The organism is Achromobacter sp. ES-001 (assembly GCF_019448355.1).
GTDB classification, from domain to species: Bacteria; Pseudomonadota; Gammaproteobacteria; order Burkholderiales; family Burkholderiaceae_B; genus Achromobacter; species Achromobacter spanius_B.
Genome location: NZ_CP079940.1, coordinates 4,743,453 through 4,765,567 on the forward strand (window position 1 = coordinate 4,743,453; position 22,115 = coordinate 4,765,567).

The 22,115-nt window shown below is 62.2% G+C and carries 23 protein-coding genes and 1 other annotated feature; of the genes, 13 read left to right on the top strand and 10 right to left on the bottom strand.

The features are described 5' to 3' along the window. The first annotated feature begins 170 nt into the window (after nt 1-170). The 12 genes from KYT87_RS21490 (at nt 171) to KYT87_RS21545 (ending at nt 10,429) form a co-directional block, all read left to right on the top strand. Entirely contained in the window at nt 171-986 is an 816-nt protein-coding gene (locus KYT87_RS21490; protein WP_050729653.1) for an enoyl-CoA hydratase/isomerase family protein, read from the top strand. A gap of 14 nt (nt 987-1,000) precedes the next feature. Continuing rightward, nucleotides 1,001-1,891: an NAD(P)-dependent oxidoreductase gene (locus KYT87_RS21495; protein ID WP_012248164.1), complete on the top strand. Its 891-nt coding sequence runs from the start codon at nt 1,001-1,003 to the stop codon at nt 1,889-1,891. Nucleotides 1,892-1,964: 73 nt separating this feature from the next. Next, complete coding sequence (locus KYT87_RS21500; RefSeq protein WP_050729654.1) at nt 1,965-3,173, top strand: ABC transporter substrate-binding protein; 1,209 nt, start codon at nt 1,965-1,967, stop codon at nt 3,171-3,173. 49 nt (nt 3,174-3,222) lie between these two features. Next, entirely contained in the window at nt 3,223-4,086 is an 864-nt protein-coding gene (locus KYT87_RS21505; RefSeq protein ID WP_088591538.1) for a branched-chain amino acid ABC transporter permease, read from the top strand. After that, the gene (locus KYT87_RS21510) at nt 4,079-5,023 is read left to right on the top strand and encodes a branched-chain amino acid ABC transporter permease (RefSeq protein ID WP_088591536.1); all 945 of its coding nucleotides are present in this window, start codon (nt 4,079-4,081) and stop codon (nt 5,021-5,023) included. The genes KYT87_RS21505 and KYT87_RS21510 overlap by 8 nt, the downstream gene beginning before the upstream one ends. Nucleotides 5,024-5,030: 7 nt before the next feature. Next, entirely contained in the window at nt 5,031-5,765 is a 735-nt protein-coding gene (locus KYT87_RS21515; protein WP_050729656.1) for an ABC transporter ATP-binding protein, read from the top strand. Next, nucleotides 5,755-6,477, top strand: a complete 723-nt coding sequence (locus tag KYT87_RS21520; protein ID WP_088591535.1) for an ABC transporter ATP-binding protein — start codon at nt 5,755-5,757, stop codon at nt 6,475-6,477. The genes KYT87_RS21515 and KYT87_RS21520 overlap by 11 nt, the downstream gene beginning before the upstream one ends. Before the next feature lie 46 nt (nt 6,478-6,523). Continuing rightward, nucleotides 6,524-7,285, top strand: a complete 762-nt coding sequence (locus KYT87_RS21525) for an SDR family NAD(P)-dependent oxidoreductase (RefSeq protein WP_012248158.1) — start codon at nt 6,524-6,526, stop codon at nt 7,283-7,285. 15 nt (nt 7,286-7,300) lie between these two features. Next, a complete protein-coding gene (locus tag KYT87_RS21530; RefSeq protein WP_012248157.1) occupies nt 7,301-7,591 on the top strand; it encodes a Dabb family protein in 291 nt (96 codons plus the stop codon). A 39-nt stretch (nt 7,592-7,630) separates the two neighbouring features. Continuing rightward, nucleotides 7,631-8,755, top strand: coding sequence for an NADH:flavin oxidoreductase/NADH oxidase (locus KYT87_RS21535; protein WP_012248156.1), 1,125 nt, complete (start codon nt 7,631-7,633; stop codon nt 8,753-8,755). Nucleotides 8,756-8,834: 79 nt separating this feature from the next. Then, entirely contained in the window at nt 8,835-9,641 is an 807-nt protein-coding gene (locus KYT87_RS21540; RefSeq protein WP_012248155.1) for an IclR family transcriptional regulator, read from the top strand. Nucleotides 9,642-9,661: 20 nt separating this feature from the next. Continuing rightward, nucleotides 9,662-10,429, top strand: a complete 768-nt coding sequence (locus KYT87_RS21545; RefSeq protein WP_223283382.1) for an IclR family transcriptional regulator — start codon at nt 9,662-9,664, stop codon at nt 10,427-10,429. Here the strand turns inward: KYT87_RS21545 and KYT87_RS21550 are convergent. The 9 genes from KYT87_RS21550 to KYT87_RS21590 all read right to left on the bottom strand — a co-directional run bounded on the left by KYT87_RS21550 (nt 10,426) and on the right by KYT87_RS21590 (nt 20,248). Continuing rightward, nucleotides 10,426-11,226 carry an enoyl-CoA hydratase-related protein gene (locus tag KYT87_RS21550; RefSeq protein WP_088591534.1) on the bottom strand — a complete coding sequence of 267 codons (801 nt, stop codon included), beginning with the start codon at nt 11,224-11,226 and terminating at the stop codon, nt 10,426-10,428. The genes KYT87_RS21545 and KYT87_RS21550 overlap by 4 nt on opposite strands. Nucleotides 11,227-11,228: 2 nt before the next feature. Then, the gene (locus KYT87_RS21555) at nt 11,229-12,017 is read right to left on the bottom strand and encodes an enoyl-CoA hydratase/isomerase family protein (RefSeq protein WP_012248152.1); all 789 of its coding nucleotides are present in this window, start codon (nt 12,015-12,017) and stop codon (nt 11,229-11,231) included. A 73-nt stretch (nt 12,018-12,090) separates the two neighbouring features. Continuing rightward, nucleotides 12,091-13,056 (bottom strand): tripartite tricarboxylate transporter substrate binding protein, encoded by a 966-nt coding sequence (locus tag KYT87_RS21560; RefSeq protein ID WP_050729659.1) that lies wholly within the window; start codon nt 13,054-13,056, stop codon nt 12,091-12,093. Between the two features lie 68 nt (nt 13,057-13,124). Further along, on the bottom strand, nt 13,125-13,613 hold the full coding sequence (locus KYT87_RS21565) for a MaoC family dehydratase N-terminal domain-containing protein (protein WP_012248150.1): 489 nt from the start codon (nt 13,611-13,613) through the stop codon (nt 13,125-13,127). 39 nt (nt 13,614-13,652) lie between these two features. Continuing rightward, entirely contained in the window at nt 13,653-14,873 is a 1,221-nt protein-coding gene (locus KYT87_RS21570; RefSeq protein ID WP_191295211.1) for a CaiB/BaiF CoA-transferase family protein, read from the bottom strand. 13 nt (nt 14,874-14,886) lie between these two features. Next, entirely contained in the window at nt 14,887-16,902 is a 2,016-nt protein-coding gene (locus KYT87_RS21575; protein ID WP_088591533.1) for a biotin carboxylase N-terminal domain-containing protein, read from the bottom strand. 3 nt (nt 16,903-16,905) lie between these two features. After that, on the bottom strand, nt 16,906-18,510 hold the full coding sequence (locus tag KYT87_RS21580; RefSeq protein WP_088591532.1) for a carboxyl transferase domain-containing protein: 1,605 nt from the start codon (nt 18,508-18,510) through the stop codon (nt 16,906-16,908). A gap of 32 nt (nt 18,511-18,542) precedes the next feature. Beyond that, nucleotides 18,543-18,860, bottom strand: coding sequence for a hypothetical protein (locus KYT87_RS21585; RefSeq protein ID WP_012248146.1), 318 nt, complete (start codon nt 18,858-18,860; stop codon nt 18,543-18,545). Between the two features lie 11 nt (nt 18,861-18,871). Continuing rightward, nucleotides 18,872-20,248 carry an acyclic terpene utilization AtuA family protein gene (locus KYT87_RS21590; protein ID WP_088591531.1) on the bottom strand — a complete coding sequence of 459 codons (1,377 nt, stop codon included), beginning with the start codon at nt 20,246-20,248 and terminating at the stop codon, nt 18,872-18,874. Between the two features lie 334 nt (nt 20,249-20,582). Between KYT87_RS21590 and KYT87_RS21595 the strand changes: the two genes are divergently transcribed. Beyond that, nucleotides 20,583-20,885, top strand: a complete 303-nt coding sequence (locus KYT87_RS21595; RefSeq protein ID WP_088591530.1) for a hypothetical protein — start codon at nt 20,583-20,585, stop codon at nt 20,883-20,885. 1 nt (nt 20,886) lies between these two features. Here KYT87_RS21595 and KYT87_RS21600 read toward each other — a convergent pair. Further along, a protein-coding gene (locus KYT87_RS21600; protein ID WP_088591529.1) for an IS3 family transposase occupies nt 20,887-22,109 on the bottom strand; the annotation gives its coding sequence in 2 pieces (ribosomal slippage) (nt 20,887-21,824 and nt 21,824-22,109; 1,224 coding nt in all). Beyond that, nucleotides 21,715-21,831 (bottom strand) — a sequence feature (AL1L pseudoknot). (Overlaps the previous gene by 117 nt.) Nucleotides 22,110-22,115: the final 6 nt, after the last annotated feature.

Here is a 22,115-nt window from a genome sequence, read left to right on the forward strand (position 1 = left end):
ATTGTGCATCAGCGCACACTAAGGGTGCAACGGTGGTCTTTGATAAAGCAAGTGCGGATCGCACAATTGCGCCAGCAGTTACGCAGAAAGGCACGCGTCATATCGGCGCAGAAGAACGCGGACGGCCGACAAACGGCCGCCCAATCACGTACCTGAAGTTGGAGTCGAGGATGACAGAAAACCTTCGTTATCAGAACTACACGGCGATTGAATTCGACCGTCCGCTTGACCGTGTTCTGCGCCTGACGCTGAACAACCCCGAGCGCATGAATTCCCTGGATTCCCGGGGGCACGCCGAACTGGCGGAGGTATGGCGCGAGATCGACACCGATCCCGAGGTCAGCGCCGTGATCATCCGCGGAGCCGGGCGTGCGTTCTCGGCTGGTGGTGATTTCCGCATGCTCGAAGAGATCAACGACGATTTCAAGGCCAGGGCCCGTGTCTGGCGAGAAGCCCGAGACCTGGTCTACAACATCATCAACTGTTCGAAACCTATCGTCTCCGCCATTCATGGCCCGGCGGTGGGCGCGGGTCTGGTGGCGGCTCTGCTGGCCGACATCTCGATTGCAGCGAAATCGGCCCGCATTGTGGACGGCCACACCAAGCTGGGCGTCGCCGCAGGCGACCATGCGGCCATCATCTGGCCCTTGCTTTGCGGGATGGCCAAGGCCAAATACCACCTGATGTTGTGCGAACCCGTGAGCGGCGCGCAGGCCGAAGCGCTGGGTCTCGTGTCGTTGTGCGTTGAGGACGACGCGCTTCAAGACAAAGCCCTTGAGATCGCCGGGAAGCTCGCGGCAGGCGCGCCGGGTGCGATGCGGTGGACCAAGTACGCCCTGAACAATTGGCTGCGTCAGGCCGGACCCATTTTCGATACCTCGCTGGCGCTGGAGTTCATGGGCTTCGGAAGCCCCGAGGCGCGGGAGGGAGTGAGCGCATTGCAAGAGCGCCGCGCTCCCCGGTTCGACCTGGACCTGGGTGTCTAGGCGGAGCAGCGCTCATGAAATCCATCAAAACAGTCGCCTTCATCGGCGCCGGCAACATGGGTGCGCCAATGGCGCGCTGCGTTCGGCGTGGAGGTTTTGACCTCATCATCTGCGACCGCAGTGCCGCCGTACGCGAGAGCTTTGCCCGTGAAGGCGTCGCCACAACTTCTGAAGTGAAGGATTGCGCTGGAGCGGACGCGATCATTGTGCTGCTCGCCAATGACGCTCAAATTACAGACGCCCTGCTTGGCGACGGCGGACTGGTTCACGCCATTCCCAGCGGCCACCAGCCCATCGTGTGCATGATGAGCACCACGCTGCCCGCTACCCTGCGCACGCTGGAGGCGCCGCTCGCTGTAGCCGGCGCCCACCTGCTCGACGCGCCGGTGAGCGGCGGCGTCGTGGGCGCACAAGAAGGAACGCTCACGATCATGGTGGGCGGAGCCGTATCCGACGCCGAACTGGCCAGGCCATTGATGCAGGCTATGGGTAGCCGAATTTTCCACTGCGGCGCGTTGGGATCTGCGCAGGTCGCCAAGATCATCAACAACATGGTCTGCGTGGCAAATATCTATTTGACCGCTGAAGCCATCGAACTGGCTCAGGCGCATGGCGTTTCCCTTGAGAGCTTCGCGCCCATCCTGGACGTCAGTACCGGAAGGAACTTTCTGACTGCCAACGCGGCCCTGGGCCGCGCGCAATTCCGCGCGTGGTCGCCGACGGAAGACGCCTACCCGGACATCCACCGAATCGTCGCGAAGGATCTGCACCTGGCCTTGGCACTGAGCGAGCAGGCAGGCATTGCGCCCGGACTGCTCAAGCAGGTGTCGAGTTACGTGGACAACCACGGCCCCAACGAAGCCACGCGCTGGACCAGCGCCGGACGTACACCTCAGTCGGGCTAAAGACATACCGGGAATCCGGTAAAAGCCGGCACGCGCCGGGAATCACTACACCTATAAATACGGAGAAGACAAGATGAAGAACCTCAACTGCGTTCTTACGGCTGTGACTTTGGCGACGGCGTCGCTCACGTCCGGCGCCGCATTCGGACAGGACACCAAGACCTTGATATTGGGCGTATCCGCGCCGATGTCAGGCGCCGCTGCAACGTGGGGGCTTGGACAGGAATGGACCGCCAAGCAGGCCGCCAAGGAAATCAATGACGCCGGCGGCGTGAAGATCGGCGGCACCACCTATAAATTTGAAGTCCGTGCCTACGACAACAAATACAACGCCGCGGAAGGGACCAAGGTCGCGCAGAACATCGTGAATCGCGACAAATCCCGCTACGTGGTCGGCAGCATCGGCACCGCGCCGATTCTGGCTTTGCAGTCGCTCACCGAGCGGAACCAGGTCATTCTGTTCACCTCGGCCTGGGGCAAGACCGTCAAGGGACCAACCAAGCCCTACACCTTGACCCAATCGACCACGCCGTTCGAAATCCTGGAACCCCTGTATGCCTACGTAAAGGCCAAACACGGCTCCATCAAGACCGTTGCCATGCTCAATCCCAACGACGCGACCGGCAAGGAGACCGAACCGGTCGCCCAGAAGGCTTGGGAAAAGCTTGGCGTGAAGGTGGTGTCAGTCAACTGGTACGAACGCGGCACCACGCAATTCCAGCCCATTGCGCAAAAACTCGCGGCGGTGATGCCGGACGTCATTGACCTGGGCGTTGCTCCCCCGGCCGATGCAGGCGTGCTCTTCCGCGAACTGGCCGTACTCGGATGGGACGGTGTCAAGGTTCAGCCGGTGGGCACGGGGGCAGCGCAGCTCGTGGACATTGGCGGTCAAGCAGCTAACGGGGTGTACATGGGCTTTTCGGGCGATTACGCCGGACAGCAGGCAACCAGCAAGCAACGTGAGCTCAACGAAGGCATGAAAAAGGCCGTCGGGGAATCACTCAACCCGCTGCAGCTCGCACCCTACGACTCTGTGTACGCCCTCAAGGCGGGCATGGAAGCCGCGCAAAGCATCGAACCTGCCGAGATTCTGAAGGTCATGCCCAAGATCGTCTTTGACACGTCGTACGGCAAGACGGCGTTCGGTGGCGAGGCGACCTACGGTTCGCCTCAGCAGATGCTCATCCCGGTCATGATCACGCAGATTCAAGACGGAAAGCTCGTGGAAGTTGAGCGCGTGGTGCCGGAAGAGCTGCAAAAGCGCCTGGCGCAAGGCAAGTAATCAGAACGCTGGACGGCGATAAGTCGGGGGAGACAAGTTGGACGTTTACATGCAATTAATCATGAACAGTATGCAGATCGCCGCGGCGTACATCCTGTTCTCGTTGGGCTTGACGCTGATCTTCGGCGTCATGCGAATCGTCAACTTCGCACACGGAGAGTTCTTTACGCTGCCGCTGCTGGTGATGGGAGTGACAGTCCCGTTCCTGATCAGCGAGCAGTTGCCGCTTTTTGCGTCCTATGCGCTGAGCGGAGTGCTTGGGATCGCCTTGACGCTGCTACTGGGGGGGGTGATCTACAAGTTCGCCCTCCAGCGGTTCCAGCGCGACATGACCGGCTCCTTTGTGGTGTCGGTCGGCCTCTCGCTGTTGCTGCAAGGCATATTCCTGGAATCCTTCGGCGGCGTTCCCAACAAGCTCCCCGCGCTGGTCGAAGGAACGGTGAACATCATGGGCGCCTACATCACCATCCAGCGCCTGATCATCACCTGCTGCGCACTGCTGGTGGCCGCTCTCATGTGCTGGACCATCGCGTCAAGCCGTCTGGGAAAGGCACTGCGCGCGGTCTCGGAAGACCATGAGGCTGCGATGCTGCAGGGCATCCCGTACCGACGGATCGCCCTGGCCGGCTTTTTCATCGCGACCTCGCTCGCGGCGATCGCCGCAGTACTGCTATCGCCCGTGACCGTTTCCAGCCCGATCATCGGCAGCGACTATCTCATCCGGGGTTTCATCGCGATCGTCATCGGCGGGCTGGGCAGCATACCCGGCGCAATCCTGGGCAGCCTGCTGATCGCCGTCATCGAAAGCCTGGGCGGCTACTACTTCGATCCCACCTGGGCCACGATCACGATGTTCGTCCTGACCATGTTTGTACTTCTCGTTCGTCCGAAGGGAATTCTCGGCAATGGCTAAATCGCTACTCACCCCTGCAATCGCCTCGGTCGGCCTGGTGGCGATCGCCGCCAGCCTGCTTCAGGGCGGCGGCCTGGCCGCCAGCCTGGTCCTGTGGCTGGCCGTCAACGTGCTGATTACCGCCAGCTTCCGCTTTGTCACCTTGATCGGTGAACTGAATTTTGCCGTCGCCGGCTTTGTGGGCCTAGGCGCCTATATGGCGGGTGTCGGGAGCGTCACGTTCAACTGGCCCTTCCTGCTCACGCTGGTGGCAAGCGCAGTCTTCGCCGGCCTGATCAGCCTTGTGTTCGGCTACATCACGCTGCGCGCCAAGGGCCCCTATTTCATGCTGATCGGCTTCGCTTTCACCGAAGTGATCCGCATGATCTACACCAAGACCGAAGCCATCGGAGGGAGCTCCGGCATGGTGGGTATCTTTCCGCCGGCCTACCTGGACGGCTACTTGCCCGCCCTGGTCGTCGCCGTGGTGCTCGCACTGCTCTGGGCGCTCTGGTTCATCGAGAAATCCGATTTCGGCAAAGTCCTTGTGGCCATCCGCAATAACGACGCCATCGTCGAGACCGTCGGCATCAACGTGCATCTGACCAAGGTGCTGTGCCTGGGTGTTTCTTCGTTCGTTGCCGGCATTGCCGGTGCGCTACTGGCTTACTCGAACAACGTCATCAGTCCGGGGGATTTTGGCTTCCTGCTGGCGGTATACGCGCTGGCCTATCTGAAGGTGGGCGGCGAATCCCACATCCTGGGCGCGGTCGTCGGCGCCATCGTTTTGACGCTGCTCGGCCAGTTCGCCCTGAGCTTCGGCCCCTACGAGCACATCTTCTACGGAGCCGCCATCGTGATCTCGGTGCTGCTGATGCCGGGGGGCCTGATCGGCCTGGGCCGCCACCTCAACAAGCGCGCGCCTGGGCTGACTGCCGCGGCGAAGCCCCACGCCTGAGGTCTTCATGGAAAACCAAGTACTACTTAAAGTCGATGGCCTGAGCCGCCGCTTTGGCGGCCTGGTGGCAATCAAGGATTTGAGCTTCGAAGTCCGCAAAGGAGAAATCCTTGGACTCATCGGCCCCAATGGCGCCGGCAAAAGCACCACGTTCAACGTGGTAAGCGGCTACTACAAGCCGTCTGGCGGCAAGCTGACCTTCATGGGCCAGGACATCACCGGCCAGAGCGCCGCCCGGATCTCCCGGCAGGGCCTGGTCCGCACGTTCCAGCACGACAGCATGCTGCGCGACATGACCGTCTACGACAACATCGTCGTCGGTACGTTCGCGACGATGCGCCATAAAGCTGAACGGGACGCACGCGTACGAGAAACCGCGGCGCTTATGGGCCTGTCGGAAGTCCTGAGCGAAGTTGCGGGGAACCTTTCGCACGGCCTGCAGCGCCTGGTCAGCATCGCCATCGCTTTCGCCGCCCGGCCAAGCCTGCTCTGCCTGGACGAACCGTTGACCGGTCTGAACCAGACCGAGGCATCGTCAGTGTTGGCGATCTTCCGCAGGATGCGCGAGGAGTACGGCGTTTCGATGCTGCTTGTGGAACACAACATGAAGGCGGTCATGGATATCTGCGATCGCATCGTGGTGCTGGACTATGGCGTGTTTCTAGCCACCGGTACCCCGGCCGAGATCCAGCGGGATCCGCGCGTGATTTCGGCCTATCTGGGGAAGCGGCATGAACAATAACGAAAATGTGCTCGACGTCGAGCGACTGTCGGTGATGTATGGCATCGTGCCGGCGGTGAGCGCGGCGAGCTTCACGGTGAAGCGGGGATCCATCTCCACCATCGTCGGTTCCAATGGCGCCGGAAAATCGACCATCATGAAGGCCTTGACCGGCCTGGTCGCGCCCTCTTCCGGACGTGTCCGCCTTTATGGAGAAGACATCACCGGACTGGCACCCGATGCCCTCGTCTCCAGGGGCCTCGTCCTGGTGCCCGAAGGCCGGCGCCTGTTCAAAGCCATGACGGTAGGGGAAAACCTGGAACTGGGCGCCTACCGCGAGAAAAGCAAGAATGCCATTCAGCAGGGAATGGCAGACGTGCTGGAACGCTTTCCCGCTCTGAAGACAAGGCTCAAGTCACCGGCGGGTAGTCTCAGTGGCGGCCAGCAACAGATGGTTGCTGTCGGCCGCGCCCTGATGGCCAAGCCGCGGCTACTGCTGCTTGACGAGCCCACAATCGGGCTTGCGCCCGCCATCGTCGACACCATCGCCCAGATCATCCAGGACATCGCGGCGGAAGGCGTGGATGTGATGCTTGTGGAACAGAACGCAGAGATGGCACTGGAGATTGCGACCCACGCCTTCATCCTCGAGCGCGGTGAGATTCAGTTGCAAGGCCTGGCGTCGGAGCTGGCCAGCAGTGAATCGGTGCGCAAAGCCTATCTGGGCATTTGACCCCCACGCATCCCTCATCCACTTATCCGTTTTTTGCGAGGTATTTATGCATCGACTCGAAGGAAAAGTCGCCTTCATCACGGGCGGCGGCGCCGGTATCGGCTGTGCCAGCGCATTGCTATTCGCCCAGGAAGGCGCCCAGGTCGTTATCGCCGAGCGTGACACCGCCGCGGGCGAGCAGACCGCCGCCATCGTCGAAAAATCGACGGGCCGCCCTGCCCGCTTCATCCACACCGACGTCACCGAACCCGAAAGCCTGGAGGCGGCCGTCAAACGGACCGTGGCGGAGTTCGGACGATTTGACGTGCTGTACAACAATGCCGGAGGCTCGACCGTGCGCGACAGCCGCGTGACGGACGCTCCGGTGGACGAGTTCTGGTCCAAGATGAAACTCGACCTGTTTGGCACCTGGTTGGGATGCCGCTACGGCATCCAGGCCATGATGGACGCGGGGAACGGCGGGTCCGTCATCAACAGCACATCCATCTTTGCCCTGATCGGCACTCACGGCAAGGACGCCTACACGGCGGCCAAGGGCGCAGTCAGCGCGCTGACCCGGTCGATGGCTGTGGAATATGCACAGTACCGAATTCGCGTGAATGCGGTGGCTCCCGGAGCGACGGCGACAGAGCGCGTGCTAAAGCTGCTGAAAGACGATGGCGTCACCAGCAAATCGCTGGACGGCCAGCTTTTTGGGCTGGTGCAGCCCGAAGATATCGCCCACGCCGCGTTGTATCTGGCTTCCGACGAGTCCCGCTCCACGACCGGCCACATCCTCGCCGTCGACGGCGGGTTGACCATTTCCTGATCGATCGGAGCCATCATGTTTCGACATATTGTCATGCTCAGCTTCAACGCCCCGCTCACCAGAGAAGACCACGAAGACATCGTCGGCATGTGCCAGACGATCAAGAAAGAGATCCCGGGTATCCTGGACCTGCGCATTGCCACCAATGCGTCGGATCGCGCCCATTCCTACACCCACGCATTCGTGGCGGACTTCGTGGACTCAGCCGCCCACGACCACTACCAGCAGGCTCCCGCCCACGTGCCGCTGAAGCAGAAAGTCGCGGCACTAAGCCGGCAGCTCATCGTGCTGGACTACGAAGCCTGATCCTCCGCCATGACACAACGATCCGAAACGAGGAACCTCATGCGGGACACCAAACTGTTTACCCCGTTCAAACTGCGCGGCGTCGAGTTGCCCAATCGCGTACTCATCTCTCCGATGAGCCAGTACTCCGCCATCGACGGACTGGTCCAGGACTGGCACCGGTTCCATACCGCCGGCCTGGCCCGGGGCGGACCCGGCAGCGCAATGATTGAAGTCGCGGCTGTCACCCGCGATGGCCGGGGAACCCTTGGCGACCTGGGAATCTGGAGCGATGAGCAGATCCCAGGACTTGCGGAACTAGCACGCATCATGACCACGCACGGCGTGGTGCCGTCGATTCAGATCGGTCATGCCGGCCGCAAGGCAAGCACGGGCAGGCCCTGGGAAGGCAATCGGCCGTTGGCACTGTCTTCGGAAGATCAGGCCTGGGAGACCACGGCGCCCTCTTCCGTGCCGGTACAGGAAGGCTGGCCCGTGCCTCGCGAACTTGAGGCCAGCGAACTGGCTGGCATCGGCGCCAGCTTCCGCGACGCGACAGTCCGCGCAGTCAGCGCGGGATACCGGTTTGTCGAAATTCACGCCGCGCATGGCTACCTGCTGCACAGCTTTCTTTCGCCCGTCACCAACAAGCGGCAGGACGAGTATGGCGGGTCGCTAGAGAACCGGATGCGCTTTCCCCTTCAGGTCGCGGCCGCCGTCCGGGACGCCCTGCCCTCCGACATTCCGGTATCTGTGCGGATATCGGCCGTCGACGGTATTGAGGGCGGGTGGCAGTTGTCAGACAGCATCTTGTTTTCCCGCGAATTGAAAGCACTGGGCGTTGATCTGATCGACTGTTCATCCGGTGGCATACAGGCGCCTGCCACGGCGGGACAAGGTCCGCAGGCCGTCAAGCGCGGGCCGGGGTTCCAGGTTCCCTTTGCGCAGGCGGTCAAGCAGGAGGCTGGCATCGGGACGATCGCAGTGGGGTTGATCGTTGATCCGGAGCAGGCCGAGGCGATTCTGGTTGGGGATAAGGCCGATTTGGTGGCTGTCGGGCGGGAGGCCCTTCTCAATCCGAATTGGCCCCTGCACGCCCGCTTGGCTCTGCAGGCCGATCCAGAGTTTCTGGCTTGGCCAGAACAATACGGCTGGTGGCTAAAGCGTCGTCCGAAGGTCTTTTAGGGAGCGTTCGACGGTTAAACCAAGCCCATATCACGGGGCTTGCCTGTAGAATCGAGTCTAATTTCATTTTGATGACTCGATGAATACATCCGCTGATTCGTACTCCGAAAAGCCAGGCATTCGCCAAGTCCGGGTGCTGTCGCGCGGGTTGACCGTTCTCTCGGCGTTCGAACCGAACAATGACTGGTTGAGCAACTCCGAAATCGCGGCGCTCACCGGCCTGCCCAAGCCGACAGTATCCCGCCTCACGGCCAATCTGCTGGAAGCAGAATACCTGCAATATTCGGCCCAGCGAGCCGCCTATCGCCTAGGCGCGGCCGTGCTTGCGCTTGGGTTCATCGCGGCCTCGCACCGGGACTTTGTCATGCTAGCGAGGCCGCTGATGCAGCAGTTCGCCGACCAGCATCAGGTCTCCGTCGTGCTCGCCTCACCCGATGCCAGCAGCATGGTCTGCAACGAGGTTGCTCATAGCCGAGACATGATTTTCACCTTGCGGGTGCGCGCCGGTTCGCGCCTTCGCATTGACCGCTCGGCCCTGGGCAGGGCACTGGTCGGCGCAATGGGCGATGCCGAACGCACGGCATTCCTCGAAAAGCTTGGCACGGCTGACCCGCAAGCTTGGGAGCTCTTGAGCCGCGAAGTGCCGACCGCCATTTCTCAAATGGCGAGCGACGGCTATTGCATCGCGGCCGGCACCCTTGAGGCCGGCACCAACGGCGCCGCAGTGGTCGTCGACACGCCAGAAGGTCCACACACCTATGCCCTGGGCTGCGCCGCACCGTCGAATTCCCTGGAGTTGCCGCGGCTGAAGCAGGAAGTTATCCCGGACCTGCTCGCCCTCAAAAACCGACTTGAAGCCGAACTCAGCAATATGCAGGCGGAATAATAATGGTACGGACTCGCCAATTGACACCGGGCACGCCGCGCGACGACGCCCAGGTGGATTCGCTGCGTCGGGGCCTGGAGGTGCTGCGTCTGTTCGACCTGCGCCACCGCAAACTCACGCTGGCAGACATCGCTCGCAAACTTGAGCTGTCCCGCCCGACGACCGAAAAGCTCGTCCAGACGTTGCAGGCCCAGCATTTTCTCCAGGCCACAGGCGACAGCTACGAACCCCATATTGCCTGCCTGGCGCTGGGTCGAGCTGCCAAGAAGGGTCTGGCGGTTGGCCAGGCAGCCAGGCCGCTTATGCGCGAGCTGTCGCAGCGCTTCGGCGTCCATGTCACGCTGAGCACGCGCGACCGGCTGCATATGCTGGTAGTCGAGCACTGCGTTCCCGCCGGCCGGGTACAGCTGGGCCTGACTAGCGGCGCTCGTTTTCCTATGGCCGTCTCGGCCTCCGGCCGCGCCTACCTATGGGGACGACCGAAGGAACAACGCGATGAATTACTCCGCATGATCGAGGCTGACGCGCCCTCCGGCGTGTCGCGACCGCTCGACGAAGTCTACGCCGCGTTCCGAGATCTGGAAAAAACGGGCTGGTGTTACCTGGCCGCGCCCGTGGCCACGCACACCGCCTCCATCGCCACCCCGGTAAAGGCGGGCTCGGAGTTCGCCCTGGCCGCCATGGCCGTGAGTGTGGATGTCACGGAAGCGGTGTTGCGGGGCCAGGTTGCAGCGTCGCTGCTGGCCATCGCCGAGCGTATCGCCCTAGCCGCCGAAGACGAAGACTAACGAGGTTTCCCCAGGGCGCCAACCGCGTCGCGCACCGCCCGCAGGTGGTCTTCAGATGCGTGTGCGATCGCTTGAAATGCGGCCACCACGTCCAGATGAGTTGCCAGTGTGTGCTGTTCGGCGTCTCGCAGCAGGCGTTTGTGCATGCGCAACGCCGCGGAAGGATGCCGCGCAATCTTCCGCGCCAATTGCGCGGCGCGCTGGCCCAGCCGATCGTCCGGCGCCACATCCGACACGAGACCGATGCGTAGCGCCTCCCGGGCATCGATGGACTCCGCGGTGAAAGCCAGTTCCATGGCCTTGGAACGGCCAACGAGCCGCGGCAACATCCAGGCTCCACCATCGCCAGCCACAATGCCAAGGCGGGCAAAACTGACCGAAAAGCGCGCGCTCTCTGCGGCGATCCGGATATCGCAAAAGCACGCCAGATCGCAGCCCACCCCGTAGGCCGCGCCATTCACTGCAGCAATGGTCGGAACATCCGCTTCGGCCAGCGCTGCTGGCAATTGGTGCACGGTTTCGCGGTAGCGCGCTTGCACCTGGGCAACGTCCCCGGCGGAAAACCCCTCTCGTTCCGCCATGTGCCGCAGATCTCCGCCCGCGCAAAACGCCTTCCCCGCTCCCGTGATGAGCAGGACACGAACCGCCGGATCCGCATTGGCCCTGCGCACGTGCGCAGCCAATTCAAGGAACTGCGAACCATCAGAGAAGCGATTGAGTGTGTCGGGATGGTTTAGCGTGAGCGTGACGACGCCGTCATCGTCGTCGCGCCGGACAAAAGCCGAAGCGCCGTCCATCGTCACGCCCCGATCCAGCGCGGCGCCCTTTTCTCGGCGAAGGCCCGAGGCCCCTCGATTGCGTCAGCGCTCGAATAAACGCGCTCATGGTACCGGCAGGCCGCCTCCAGACCGCGCTCGCAGCCAAGGTCCATTGCCGCCCCGATGCTCTTCTTGGCTGCCCAGACGGTAAGCGGCGCATTGTTGGCGATGGTGCGCGCTATAGCCTGGGCCCGCTCGCGCACGGCATCGGGCGCGGCCTCAACATAGTTCACGAAACCTAATTGGTAAAAGCGCTCGATGGGATGCATCTCGCCGGTAAGCATGAGTTCCATCATGAAGGGCTGCGGAAGCATCCACAGCATGGGCACTCCCCAGGGCGACCCTCGCCCCACCTTGGCCTCGGAGATGCCGCCGAGGGTCCCCTGCAAGCCGATCCGGATATCGCTGTTTGCAGCCAAGACCATACCCCCGGCGGTGAAGTGGCCCGTCATGGCGGCGATGATCGGCTTGGGAACCTGGCGCATGCGTTGGTGGAAGGGATCCCGCAGCATCTCCAGCATGTCCTTGCCGGTTTCGGCGCGCACCTGGGCGGCCTCCTTAAGATCCATGCCGGCAGAGAACACGCCGCAGTCGGCGGAGGTCAGGATCACCACTCGCACGGCGTCGTCGCGTTCGACCTCGTCCCACAGATCCAGCAGGCGCTCGCAGATAGCGATGGACAACGCGTTGCGCTGAGCCGGGCGGTCTATGCAGATCGTGGCGATGCCGTCTTGCACGGAGTACAGAACAGGGGCGTCGGGTTTATTCATGATGCAGGGCGACTCGCTAATCAGGAAAATCAAGGAAGTACATGCCGCGCGCGAACGGCGCGCGGCCCGATACTCATTCAGGTTTGATGCCCGCGGCCTGGGTCAACTTGCCGTAGTGCGCACTCTCCTCGGCAATGTATTTTCCGAACGCCTGGGGCGCCATGGGCGGCAGCAATTCATAGCCTGTGCCATCGATCTGCTTACGTACCTCCGGCTGCTCAAGCGCGCCGGTGATTTCCCGATTGAGCTTGTCAATGATCTCAGGCGGCGTTCCCTTTGGCGCGAATAATCCGTTCCAGTTTCCGATCTCGAAGCCTGGCAACGCCTCCTTCATAGCGGGCACGCCGGGAAGTTTGTCCGACCGGGCCGGGGTGATGGCCAAGGGCTTGAGCTTGCCCGAGGTCATGTAGGCCAGGCCAGTCGAAAAATCGATGAACATCATTTGTGTCTGCCCACCCAACAGTTCGGACACGGCCTGGCCATAAGCCTTGTAAGGAATCTCCGAGATATCGGTATGCGTCATCACGCGAAACGTACTGCCGGTGATGCGCGTGGTGCTGTTGGCGTAGGGAAACGAGAGCTTGCCCGGGTTGGCCTTCGCATAGGCGATGAGTTCCGCCACGGAACTGACCGGCACGGACGGATTGACGACCAACGCATGCGGCACGCCGCCGACGATGGCGACTGGCGCGAAATCCTTCAGACCGTCATAAGACACGTTCTTGAAGAAATATTTGTTCGCTACCTGAGTAGTGTTAGTGCCGAACAGCAGGGTGTAGCCATCCGGCTGCGCGCGCGCCACATACTCGCTGCCGATCATACCGGTGGCGCCCGGACGATTCTGCACGATCAGCGGCTGCCCCAGTCGCTTGGAAAGCGAGTCAGACAGCACACGGGCCACTGCATCGGTAGGACTGCCCGCAGCGAACGGAACAACGACCGTAATAGGTTTCTCGGGAAAGGCGGAGGCAGGCGCCGCTACTGCGCCCTGGGCGCACACAGTTAACGCTAGCAACCCGAAAAGCAGGGAAAATTTCATTGATGTCTCCTTGAGTGAAACGGGGCCGTCTACGCGTCCCTCGTGTGAAAAATTTGTGGGGCTTCGAGCTACGGGCGGGTTTTGACCATACGCAGGGGGTTATAGGTAAGCACCACCTCCCCTCGCTGGTTGACCACCCGATTTGAGGTCCGCACCAGGCCGCGCTCTGACTTGCTAGTCCCCCGGGCTTCGACCACTTCGCACTCGACATGGATGGTGTCGCCTGCGTTCGTGGGCCGGTGGACCTTGATATCCGCCTCCATGAACGCCATGCCGGTGCGCTGCATCGTGCTCTGCATCAACAGCCCTTCGGCCATGCAGAAAACAAGCGAACCAGGAGCCGGACGCGAGCCGATGATGGATTGCGACGCGACATAGTCCAGATTGGTGAACATTTCCTCCACCATGCCCACCGTACCGATGAACAGAGTGATGTCGGCCTCCGTAATCGTGCGGCCCAAGGTGCGAAAGCGGTAGCCGGGCTCGACGTCGTCCCAGTAAAAGCCCAGGCCCAGCACCTCCAGCCCGTTCTCGTCCACGTTGATTGATCTGCGCATACTGTCTTCTCCTGGTTGTTTGGTTATCTTGATGGTCGGTCAGAGCACGCCGGCGGCACGCAGCTCCGCCATCTGCTCCGTTGCAATCCCAAGTGATTGCAGTACCTCTTCGTTATGCTGGCCCAGCGATGGTGGCGCGCCGGCCGGGTCCAGTGGCGTTTCTGAAAAACGGATGGGGTTGCGCACGGTCGGAACCGGTCCGTACAGCGGATGCTCCAACTCGGCGCGCATGCCACGCGCGACTACGTGCTCGTCGGCAAAGACCTGGTCCATGCCATTGATGGGTCCGCCAGGGACCTGCGCCCGTTCCAGCAGCGCCGTCCAGTCGGCAAGCCGGCGCGAACGTGTGACGGGAACCAGCCAGGCATCCAGTTCGGCCCGGTTGTGCACGCGGTCGGCGATGGTGGCGAAGCGCGGATCCGTGCCAATCTCGGGCTGCCCGACCGCTTGGCACAGGCGGCGGAACTGGGTGTCGTTGCCGACCGCGAGCACCAGATGCCCATCGGCAGCCGGATAGACCGCATAGGGCGCGATATTGGGGTGGCCGCTACCCATGCGCTGGGGCACGCGCCCGCTGACCAGATAGTTCATCGACTGGTTCACCAGCGAACCCACCATGCAGTCCAGCAAGCTGATGTCGATATGCTGGCCTCCATGGCCGCGATCGCGATGCTGCAAGGCGGCAAGAATGGCTGTGGTGGCGTACATCCCCGCCAAAAGATCAGCCACAGCGACACCCGCCCGCTGCGGCCCCCCGCCGGGCAGGTCGTCGCGTTCGCCCGTCACGCTCATCAGACCACCCATACCCTGTATCAGATAGTCGTAGCCCGCGCGGTCCTTGTAGGGTCCCGTTTGCCCAAAACCCGTCACAGAACAATAGACCAGTTGAGGGTTGATCTCACGAAGCGAGGCGTAATCCAAACCGTAGCGCTTCAATGCTCCGACCTTGTAGTTCTCGACGAAGACATCGGCCTTACGCGCCAGCTCTCGCAAGATCTCCTGCCCTCTAGGGTTCGAGAAATCGATGGCAAGGGACTTCTTGCCACGGTTGCAGCTCATGAAATAGGCTGCGTCGCCGTTCTCACCGCTCTGCCGGTCTTTGAGAAAAGGCGGCCCCATCTGCCGGGTGTCGTCTCCGACATCCGGCTTCTCCACCTTGATTACTTCTGCGCCGAGATCGGCCAGGTTCTGCGTGGCCCAGGGGCCGGCCAGGATGCGGGAGAGGTCCAGCACACGGATATGGCTTAGCGGTTTCTGCATGATGATCTCGGTCCTAGCGGCTGCTGCCGGCCTGAAACTTCGGTTCGTCGATTTGCCTGCCCTCATCGATCGCCGCAGCGTCGTCCTGGACGATGTCGGCAATGAGTTCGCCCTCCCGCACGCTGTCGCCTGGGCCGTAGCGCAGATTCGCCACTGTTCCATCGACATCGGCAACGATCGAATACTCCATCTTCATGGCCTCGATCACGGCCAGGACATCGCCCGGGGCCACCCGGTCTCCCGGTTGCACCGCCACGGCTGCGATAACGCCTGACATCGGTGCCGTCGCCCCGCTGGCGTCCCGAGCGGAGGCGTTGCCTTCGTGAAGAACCGGGCGCACCGAGTAATGGTCGCCCGCCACCTGCAGATGCCACCCTTCGGCCGCGAGGCAGGCGTCCCAGCGCCACCCGTCCACAACGCCGCCCAAGCTGGACGCATCGCGCGACACGTTCCAGCTTTGCGGGTTGTCGCCCGCGCGGACATCGCTTCCGTCCACGGCGTGAAGAGCCACCGATGTCGCCTCGGCGTCCAGCAGGAAACGCACGCGCCCCAAAGGCGCGCCGGGATCCAGGAACACCCGGTCCATCGCGCCGCAAGCCGCGCCGGCATGCCAGGGCGAGGCTGCCATGGACTGCACAGGCAAGGGCAGCGTGGCGCAGACTGCTGCGGCAGCCGGGCGGCTGCACGGAGTTTGCAGCGATTTGTGTTCGTCCAGGTAACGGGTGTGCACGCGCCCGTTCAATACTCCCGGGTCGTCCAGCAGGCGCAACAGGTAGCCGAGGTTGCTGGAGACACCTAGCAACGATGTCTGGCCCAGGCCCGACTTCAAGGCGGCAATCGCGGTCGGACGATCGCCCGCGCTGGCGATGATCTTTGCCACCATCGGGTCATAGAAAGGCGGAACGTCGCCCGATTCATCCAGCGCGGCGTCCACGCGCAGGGCAGACGGCCAGCGAGCGTGCACCACGGTGCCGGGCGAAGGACGGAAGTCCTGGGCCGGGTCTTCCGCGTAGATTCTCGCTTCGATAGCGTGTCCGTGGCAGGCGATTTCGGACTGCGCCAGCGGCAGGGACTGGCCCGCCGCCACGCGCAACTGCCATTCAACGAGATCCAGCCCGGTTACCGCCTCTGTGACAGGATGCTCTACCTGCAGGCGGGTATTCACCTCCAGGAAGTAGCAGTTGTAGTCCCGGTCCATGATGAACTCGAAGGTGCCGGCGTTGCGATAGTCCAGGCTGCGCGCGCCCTGCACCGCCGCCTCCAGCAGTCGTTGACGCGCACGCTCCGGCAGGTGCGGCGCAGGCGCCTCCTCCATGACCTTCTGGTGTCGGCGCTGCAACGAGCATTCCCGCTCGAACAGGTGCACTACATTCCCGCAGCCATCGCCGAACACCTGTACTTCAATGTGGCGCGGCTCCTCGATGTACCGCTCCACGATCATCCGGCCGTCGCCGAAACTGCTGCGGGCGACACGGATGGCCGACTCAATGAGCCCAGGCAGGTCGTCGTATTGGGTAATTATCTGCATGCCCTTGCCCCCGCCGCCGGCGGAGGGTTTGAGCAAAATAGGCAGTTCAATGGCGCGCGCCAACGCCTCTATGGTGGCGGGATTGTCGCTGGCCTCGTCGGTGCCCGGCACGACCGGCACTCCAGCCGCGCGCATGAGCGCCTTTGCCCGCGCCTTGTCTCCCAACGCCGCAATAGTGGCGGGCGACGGTCCGATGAACGCCATGCCCGCGGCCTCCACGTTCGCCGCGAACTCGCTGTTCTCGGACAGGAAACCGTAGCCGGGATGCACTGCCTCGCAATCTGTTTCGCGCGCAGCCTGGAGCAGCTTCCCGGCATTTAAATAACTGTCCGCTGCAGACCCCGCGCCCAGGCAAACGGTCCGAATGGCGCCGCGCAGATGCGCAGCGCCAACGTCAGCTAGGGAATGCACCGCAACGTATTCGATGCCCAGCCGTTGGCAGGTGCGCGCGATGCGGCGAGCGATCTCCCCCCGGTTCGCAATAAGGATTCTCTTGAACATGGGCTACATCCTGAACACGCCGAAGCGCGTGGGTTCCTTCGGTCCGGCGGCTGCGAGCGCCAAGCCAAGCGTCAGCCAGTCGCGGGTGTCGGCGGGTTCAATCGCGCTATCTACCCACAAGCGGGATGCTGCGTTCAGGGCGGTGCTTTCGGCACCATAGGTATCGCGGATAGGCGCCTTGTAGGCCTCTGCCTCTTCGGCGCTGAATTCCTTGCCCTGACGGGCCAGTTGCTCGCCGCGCACCAGCGCCAGCACCGTGGCGGCTTGTTCCCCGCCCATCACAGAGGTCCTGGCATTGGGCCACATGGCCATGAACCGGGGTCCGAATGCTCGTCCGCACATGGCATACGCGCCCGCTCCGTAACTGCCGCCGACAATGACGCTGAACTTGGGCACCCGGGCCGTGGAAACCGCGTTGACCATCTTCGCCCCGTCCTTCGCTATACCGCCCTGCTCGTACTGCACTCCCACCATGAAGCCACTGATGTTGTGCAGAAATACGAGCGGGATGTTTTCCTGGCAGCACAGTTCGATGAAGTTGGCTGCTTTCTGGGCACTCTGGCCAAGAAGAACGCCGTCGTTGGCGAGCACGCCCACCGGATAACCGCCAATGGCGCCGGTGCCGCAAATAAGGCTGGTGCCATAGCGTTCGCGGTACTGCACCAGTTCGCTGCCGTCCAGCAGGCGCGCCAGCACGTCCAGCATAGGCATTGCCTGCTTGGGATTGGCGGGAATGAGTCCGGGCAATTCCGCCGCTTCGTAGCGGGGAGGCCGGCACGGACGGGGCGGCGGCGCCAGTGCCGGGGCCTCGCAGCGTCCAAGAATGCCGCGCACCAGTTCGAGTGCGTGCAACTCATCGTTCGCGAAATGGTCGGCCACGCCGGACAGGCGGGTGTGCGTGTCCGCACCCCCAAGCTCCTGGGCGTCAACCAATTCGCCGGTAGCGGCCTGCACCAGCTGCGGTCCGCCCAGGTAGATCATGCCCGCCTTGTCGACGATCACGGTTTCGTCACACATCGCTGGGATATAGGCGCCGCCGGCAGTGCAAGCGCCCAGCACCGCCGCAACTTGTTTAAGCCCAAGGGCCGACATCTCGGCGATATTGCGAAAGATCTTGCCGAAGTGCTGCTCGTCCGGAAATATGTCGCCCTGCAAAGGCAGAAAGGCACCTCCCGAATCCACCAGATAGACGCAGGGCAAGCCGTTCTCACGTGCAATGGCCTGGGCGCGCACCTGCTTCTTGATGGTCAGCGGGTAATACGTTCCACCCTTGGCCGTCGCATCGTTGGCCATGATCATGCAGGCCCGGCCGGACACAATGCCGACACCAGTAATGATCCCGGCTCCCGGCGACTGGCCATCGTACGCGCCATCGGCAGCTAACTGGCCGACCTCCAGGAACGGCGTGCCGGCATCCAGCAGCGTATTGATACGCTCGCGCGGTAACAGCTTTCCGCGCGCCAGATGCGCTTGGCGCGCGCGTTCGCCGCCGCCAGCAATCGCTCGTTCTCTTGCAGCGAGCAGCGGCGCGCGCAATGCTTCATACGCCGCCGAATTCGCGGCGAAGTCCGGGCTGCCCGGCCCGGGGCGGGAAGAAAGAATAGCCATTTGTTGAATACCGTCGGTGGGATTACAGGGATTCAGCTCGGATCACGCACGGGCAGGCGCAAAAGCGCATGCCCCAGCGATTTTCCCGTCTGATCCAACCGCAAGGTGCGCGTTGCCCCGCCTCCCAGCGCATGACGCATGATCACCATCATGGCGCCGATGTTGTCCATGGGGTGGCACTCCACCTCGCCCTGGACCCAATCGCCGTAAAGCGCCTTGACGTCGGCGGGCTTTACGCTCGCGAGCAGTTGCGCGTACTCATGCTGTCCTCGGGCCACCAGTCCCACGCTGCACACGTCCCCCTTGTCACCGGAGCGCACATAGGCGATGTCTTTCACTTGAAGCGTCATCAGAGCCCTCCTTAGGCCTTCAGGATTTCGGTTTTCTGTTCGACGGCGGCCCGCGGGATCAGGGTCGGCCACAGGGAGATGACGGGGCGCGGCTTCATTGGGGTGCCGAAGGACGTGCCGCCCGGGCCCATAATCCAGAGGTTCGTGCCCGCGCGGCGCACCTTGTCGGCCTCTTCGGCCGTGCGTGTACGCACCGCGCAACGCAGCCCGACTTCGGGCAGCTCGTTGGCCTGTTCGCGCCCCGGGAAGGTGGCGGCGGGACCGTGCAAGGTGTTGAGTCCAACAAAATCGAAGTGAATCTGTTCGGCGGCCAGTCCCATGCGCTCGAAACGTTCGAGCATGGTTTCGCGCGCCTTTACGGCGCGGTCATAGGCGTATGGCCATGGGAAAAACGCCATGGTCTCGCCGATCCAGCCGTCTTGGTAACCGACCACCAGCTTCCACAGGTCGGGCGCTGCCTCACCGCGCACGCCGCTGACGCGTACGCGGTCCTCTCCCTCATCGATCAGTTTCAGGGAAGTGAAGTCTGCCACGGCGTCGGGCATAAGATAGCGGCGCGGATCGCCCACCTCGTAGACCAGATGCTCCTTGATCGTCCATTCATCGACACGGCCGCCAGTGCCCGACAGCTTGGTGACGATGGCCTCGGCATCCGCGCCCACTTCAAGAATGGGAAATCCTGCTCGCCCCATGTGCGGCATCTCCGCGAACCGGGAAGACATCCCGCCCGAGCAGCCTGCCGCGCATTCGACGATGTGGCCCAGTGTCACCGCAGCAGCGTAACGGTCGATGTGTGCGGTGTCGCGGCGCCAACCAAACTCGTGGGCGAGCGGGCCGACGTAAAGCGCGTTGTCCGACACACGTCCGGCAATCACCACATCCGCGTCGCCTTCCAGACCCGCGGTGATGCCCGAACTGTCGGTATAGACATTGGCGCAAACGACGCGGTCGCGGATGGCCGCGAAGTTTTCGTCGCCGGTATCCATACTGCGGAGTGGCACCCCCTGCCCCATCAGGTCGTCGAGCTTGTCCAGCATGTCGTCGCCTTCAATCAGCGCGATGCGCGTGCCAGCAAGTCCCGCTTGGCGCGCGCCTTCGGCGATGCGCTGTGCCGCAGCTCTAGGATTCACCCCGCCACCGTTGGAAATCAATTTCGTTCCTACTGCGGTAGCGCGGGGCAAAAGATTAATCATGGTCTGAACCGCATCCGGCACGTAGCCCGCATCCGGCCGTTTCAGCTTCTGCCGCTGCAGTAGCGCCATCGTCAATTCGGCCAAGTAGTCGAAGCACAGGTAATCCAGATTGCCTCGCTCCAACAGCTCTTGTGCCGGATCTTGAGCGTCACCCCAAAATCCCGAGCCCGCACCAAGCCTTACACGTTTGGCCATGCCCAGCCTCCTATTTCCGTTTCTCTAATTTCGTTTTAATCATTTGAATTTCATTTTAGATGCCGATGTTGAAGGTCGTCAAGCGCTGAACAGGGTTGCGCCTTGAAAGTGCCCGTGGATCATTTGAAGGAGTGAAGTCGCGATGTGCCGGCGACCGTCGTTCCGTGTACAGGATCTCAATGGCCGACTGGGGGGCTCGCGACGATGAACGACTAATGGGTGGGTCAACGGGTCGGCATAACGCTCGAACCGATAGGCGCAATGTATGGGCTCACACCGGAGCCCCTCGACACGCTAGGCTCAACTAGACTCTTTCCATCCAACGGGAGGTCACATGGACGAGAGCGTCGTAGCGGCTATTCAGGAACTGGCGAATGCCCTGGCCGGACTGGGAAGCTGGCAGCAGCAACTGGTGTCGATGACGGTCCTGCTAGTTGTCGCCGCTGCCGGTTCTTTCTTTGGTGCCTATCTCAAGACCCGAGCAACGAACGCAGCGATGTCGGACGATCTGGACGACATCAAGAGGCAGCTGCGCGAAACTACGGATACGACCGAGACGATCCGTTCGCAAATTAGCAAGCGCGGGGAGCTTCACAGCTTGAATCACACCGGGTTTTATGGAGGCCATTTCGTTTAAGTCAGGCCGCCATGGCCTGACCGGATTGTTGCTGGTAGAAGTTTGCCTCAGCTTCTGCCGGGGGTATATACCCAATCGAGCTCAGCAACCGCTGGTGGTTGTACCAGTGAACCCATTTTAAAGTGGCGATTTCCACGGCTTCGCGACTACGCCAGGACTGCCGATAGATCAGCTCCGCTTTGTATAACCCGTTGATGGTTTCAGCCAAAGCGTTGTCATAGCTATCGCCTTTGCTGCCTACAGAGGGCTCTATGCCGGCCTCAGCGAGACGCTCCGTGTATCGGATGGAGACGTATTGGCTACCCCTGTCGCTATGGTGTATTAGGCCGTCCATGCGGCTCGGCTGTCGAGCGTGCAGCGCTTGCTTCAGGGCATCCAGAACGAAGTCTGTTCGCATCCTGTTGCTCACCCGCCAGCCAACGATTCGCCGGGCAAAGACATCGATCACGAAGGCGACGTAGAGCCAGCCTTGCCACGTTGAAACATAAGTAAAGTCGGACACCCATAGCTGATTGGGTCGATCCGCATGGAACTGTCGCTGGACCATATCCAGCGGACAGATCACGCTTCCATCAGGCGTCGTGGTACGGATCACAAGACCGCGACGAACACCCTGCAGGCCCAGCTGACGCATCAGCCGCTGTACCGTGCATCGAGCAATATCAATGCCCTCCCGCTTGAGCTGCTTCCAGACTTTCACGACGCCATAGCACTGCATATTGTCATCCCAGACGCGTTGGATTTCATCGCTCAACAGCTCGTCCTGCTTGGCACGGGCGCTTCGCAGTTCGGGTTGACGGGCTTTGGCGGCATGCAGGTAGTAACCGGACGGAGCGATCTGGATAACGCGACAGATCGACTCGACTCCGTACTGGTCCCGGTACTCGTCGACAAAAGCGTTCAGGGTTTGTTGCGGCGGTCGAGCTCCGCCTGGGCAAAATACGCACTGGCCAGGCGCAGAATCTCGTTCGCTTTGCGCAGTTCCCGGTTCTCGCGTTCCAGCGCCTTGATCCGCTCCCGTTCCTCAGTGGTCTGCCCGGGCCTGCGCCCCAGGTCAGTTTGATACTTGCGCACCCAGCTGTGCAGCGTTTGCGGAACACAACCGATCTTGGGCGCAATGGATTCGATCGCTGCCCATTCGGATGGGTAGTCGTTCACGTTCTCCAGAACCATGCGCACGGCACGTTCACGGACTTCTGGGGAGTAGCTGTTGGATTTTTTCATGCCTCA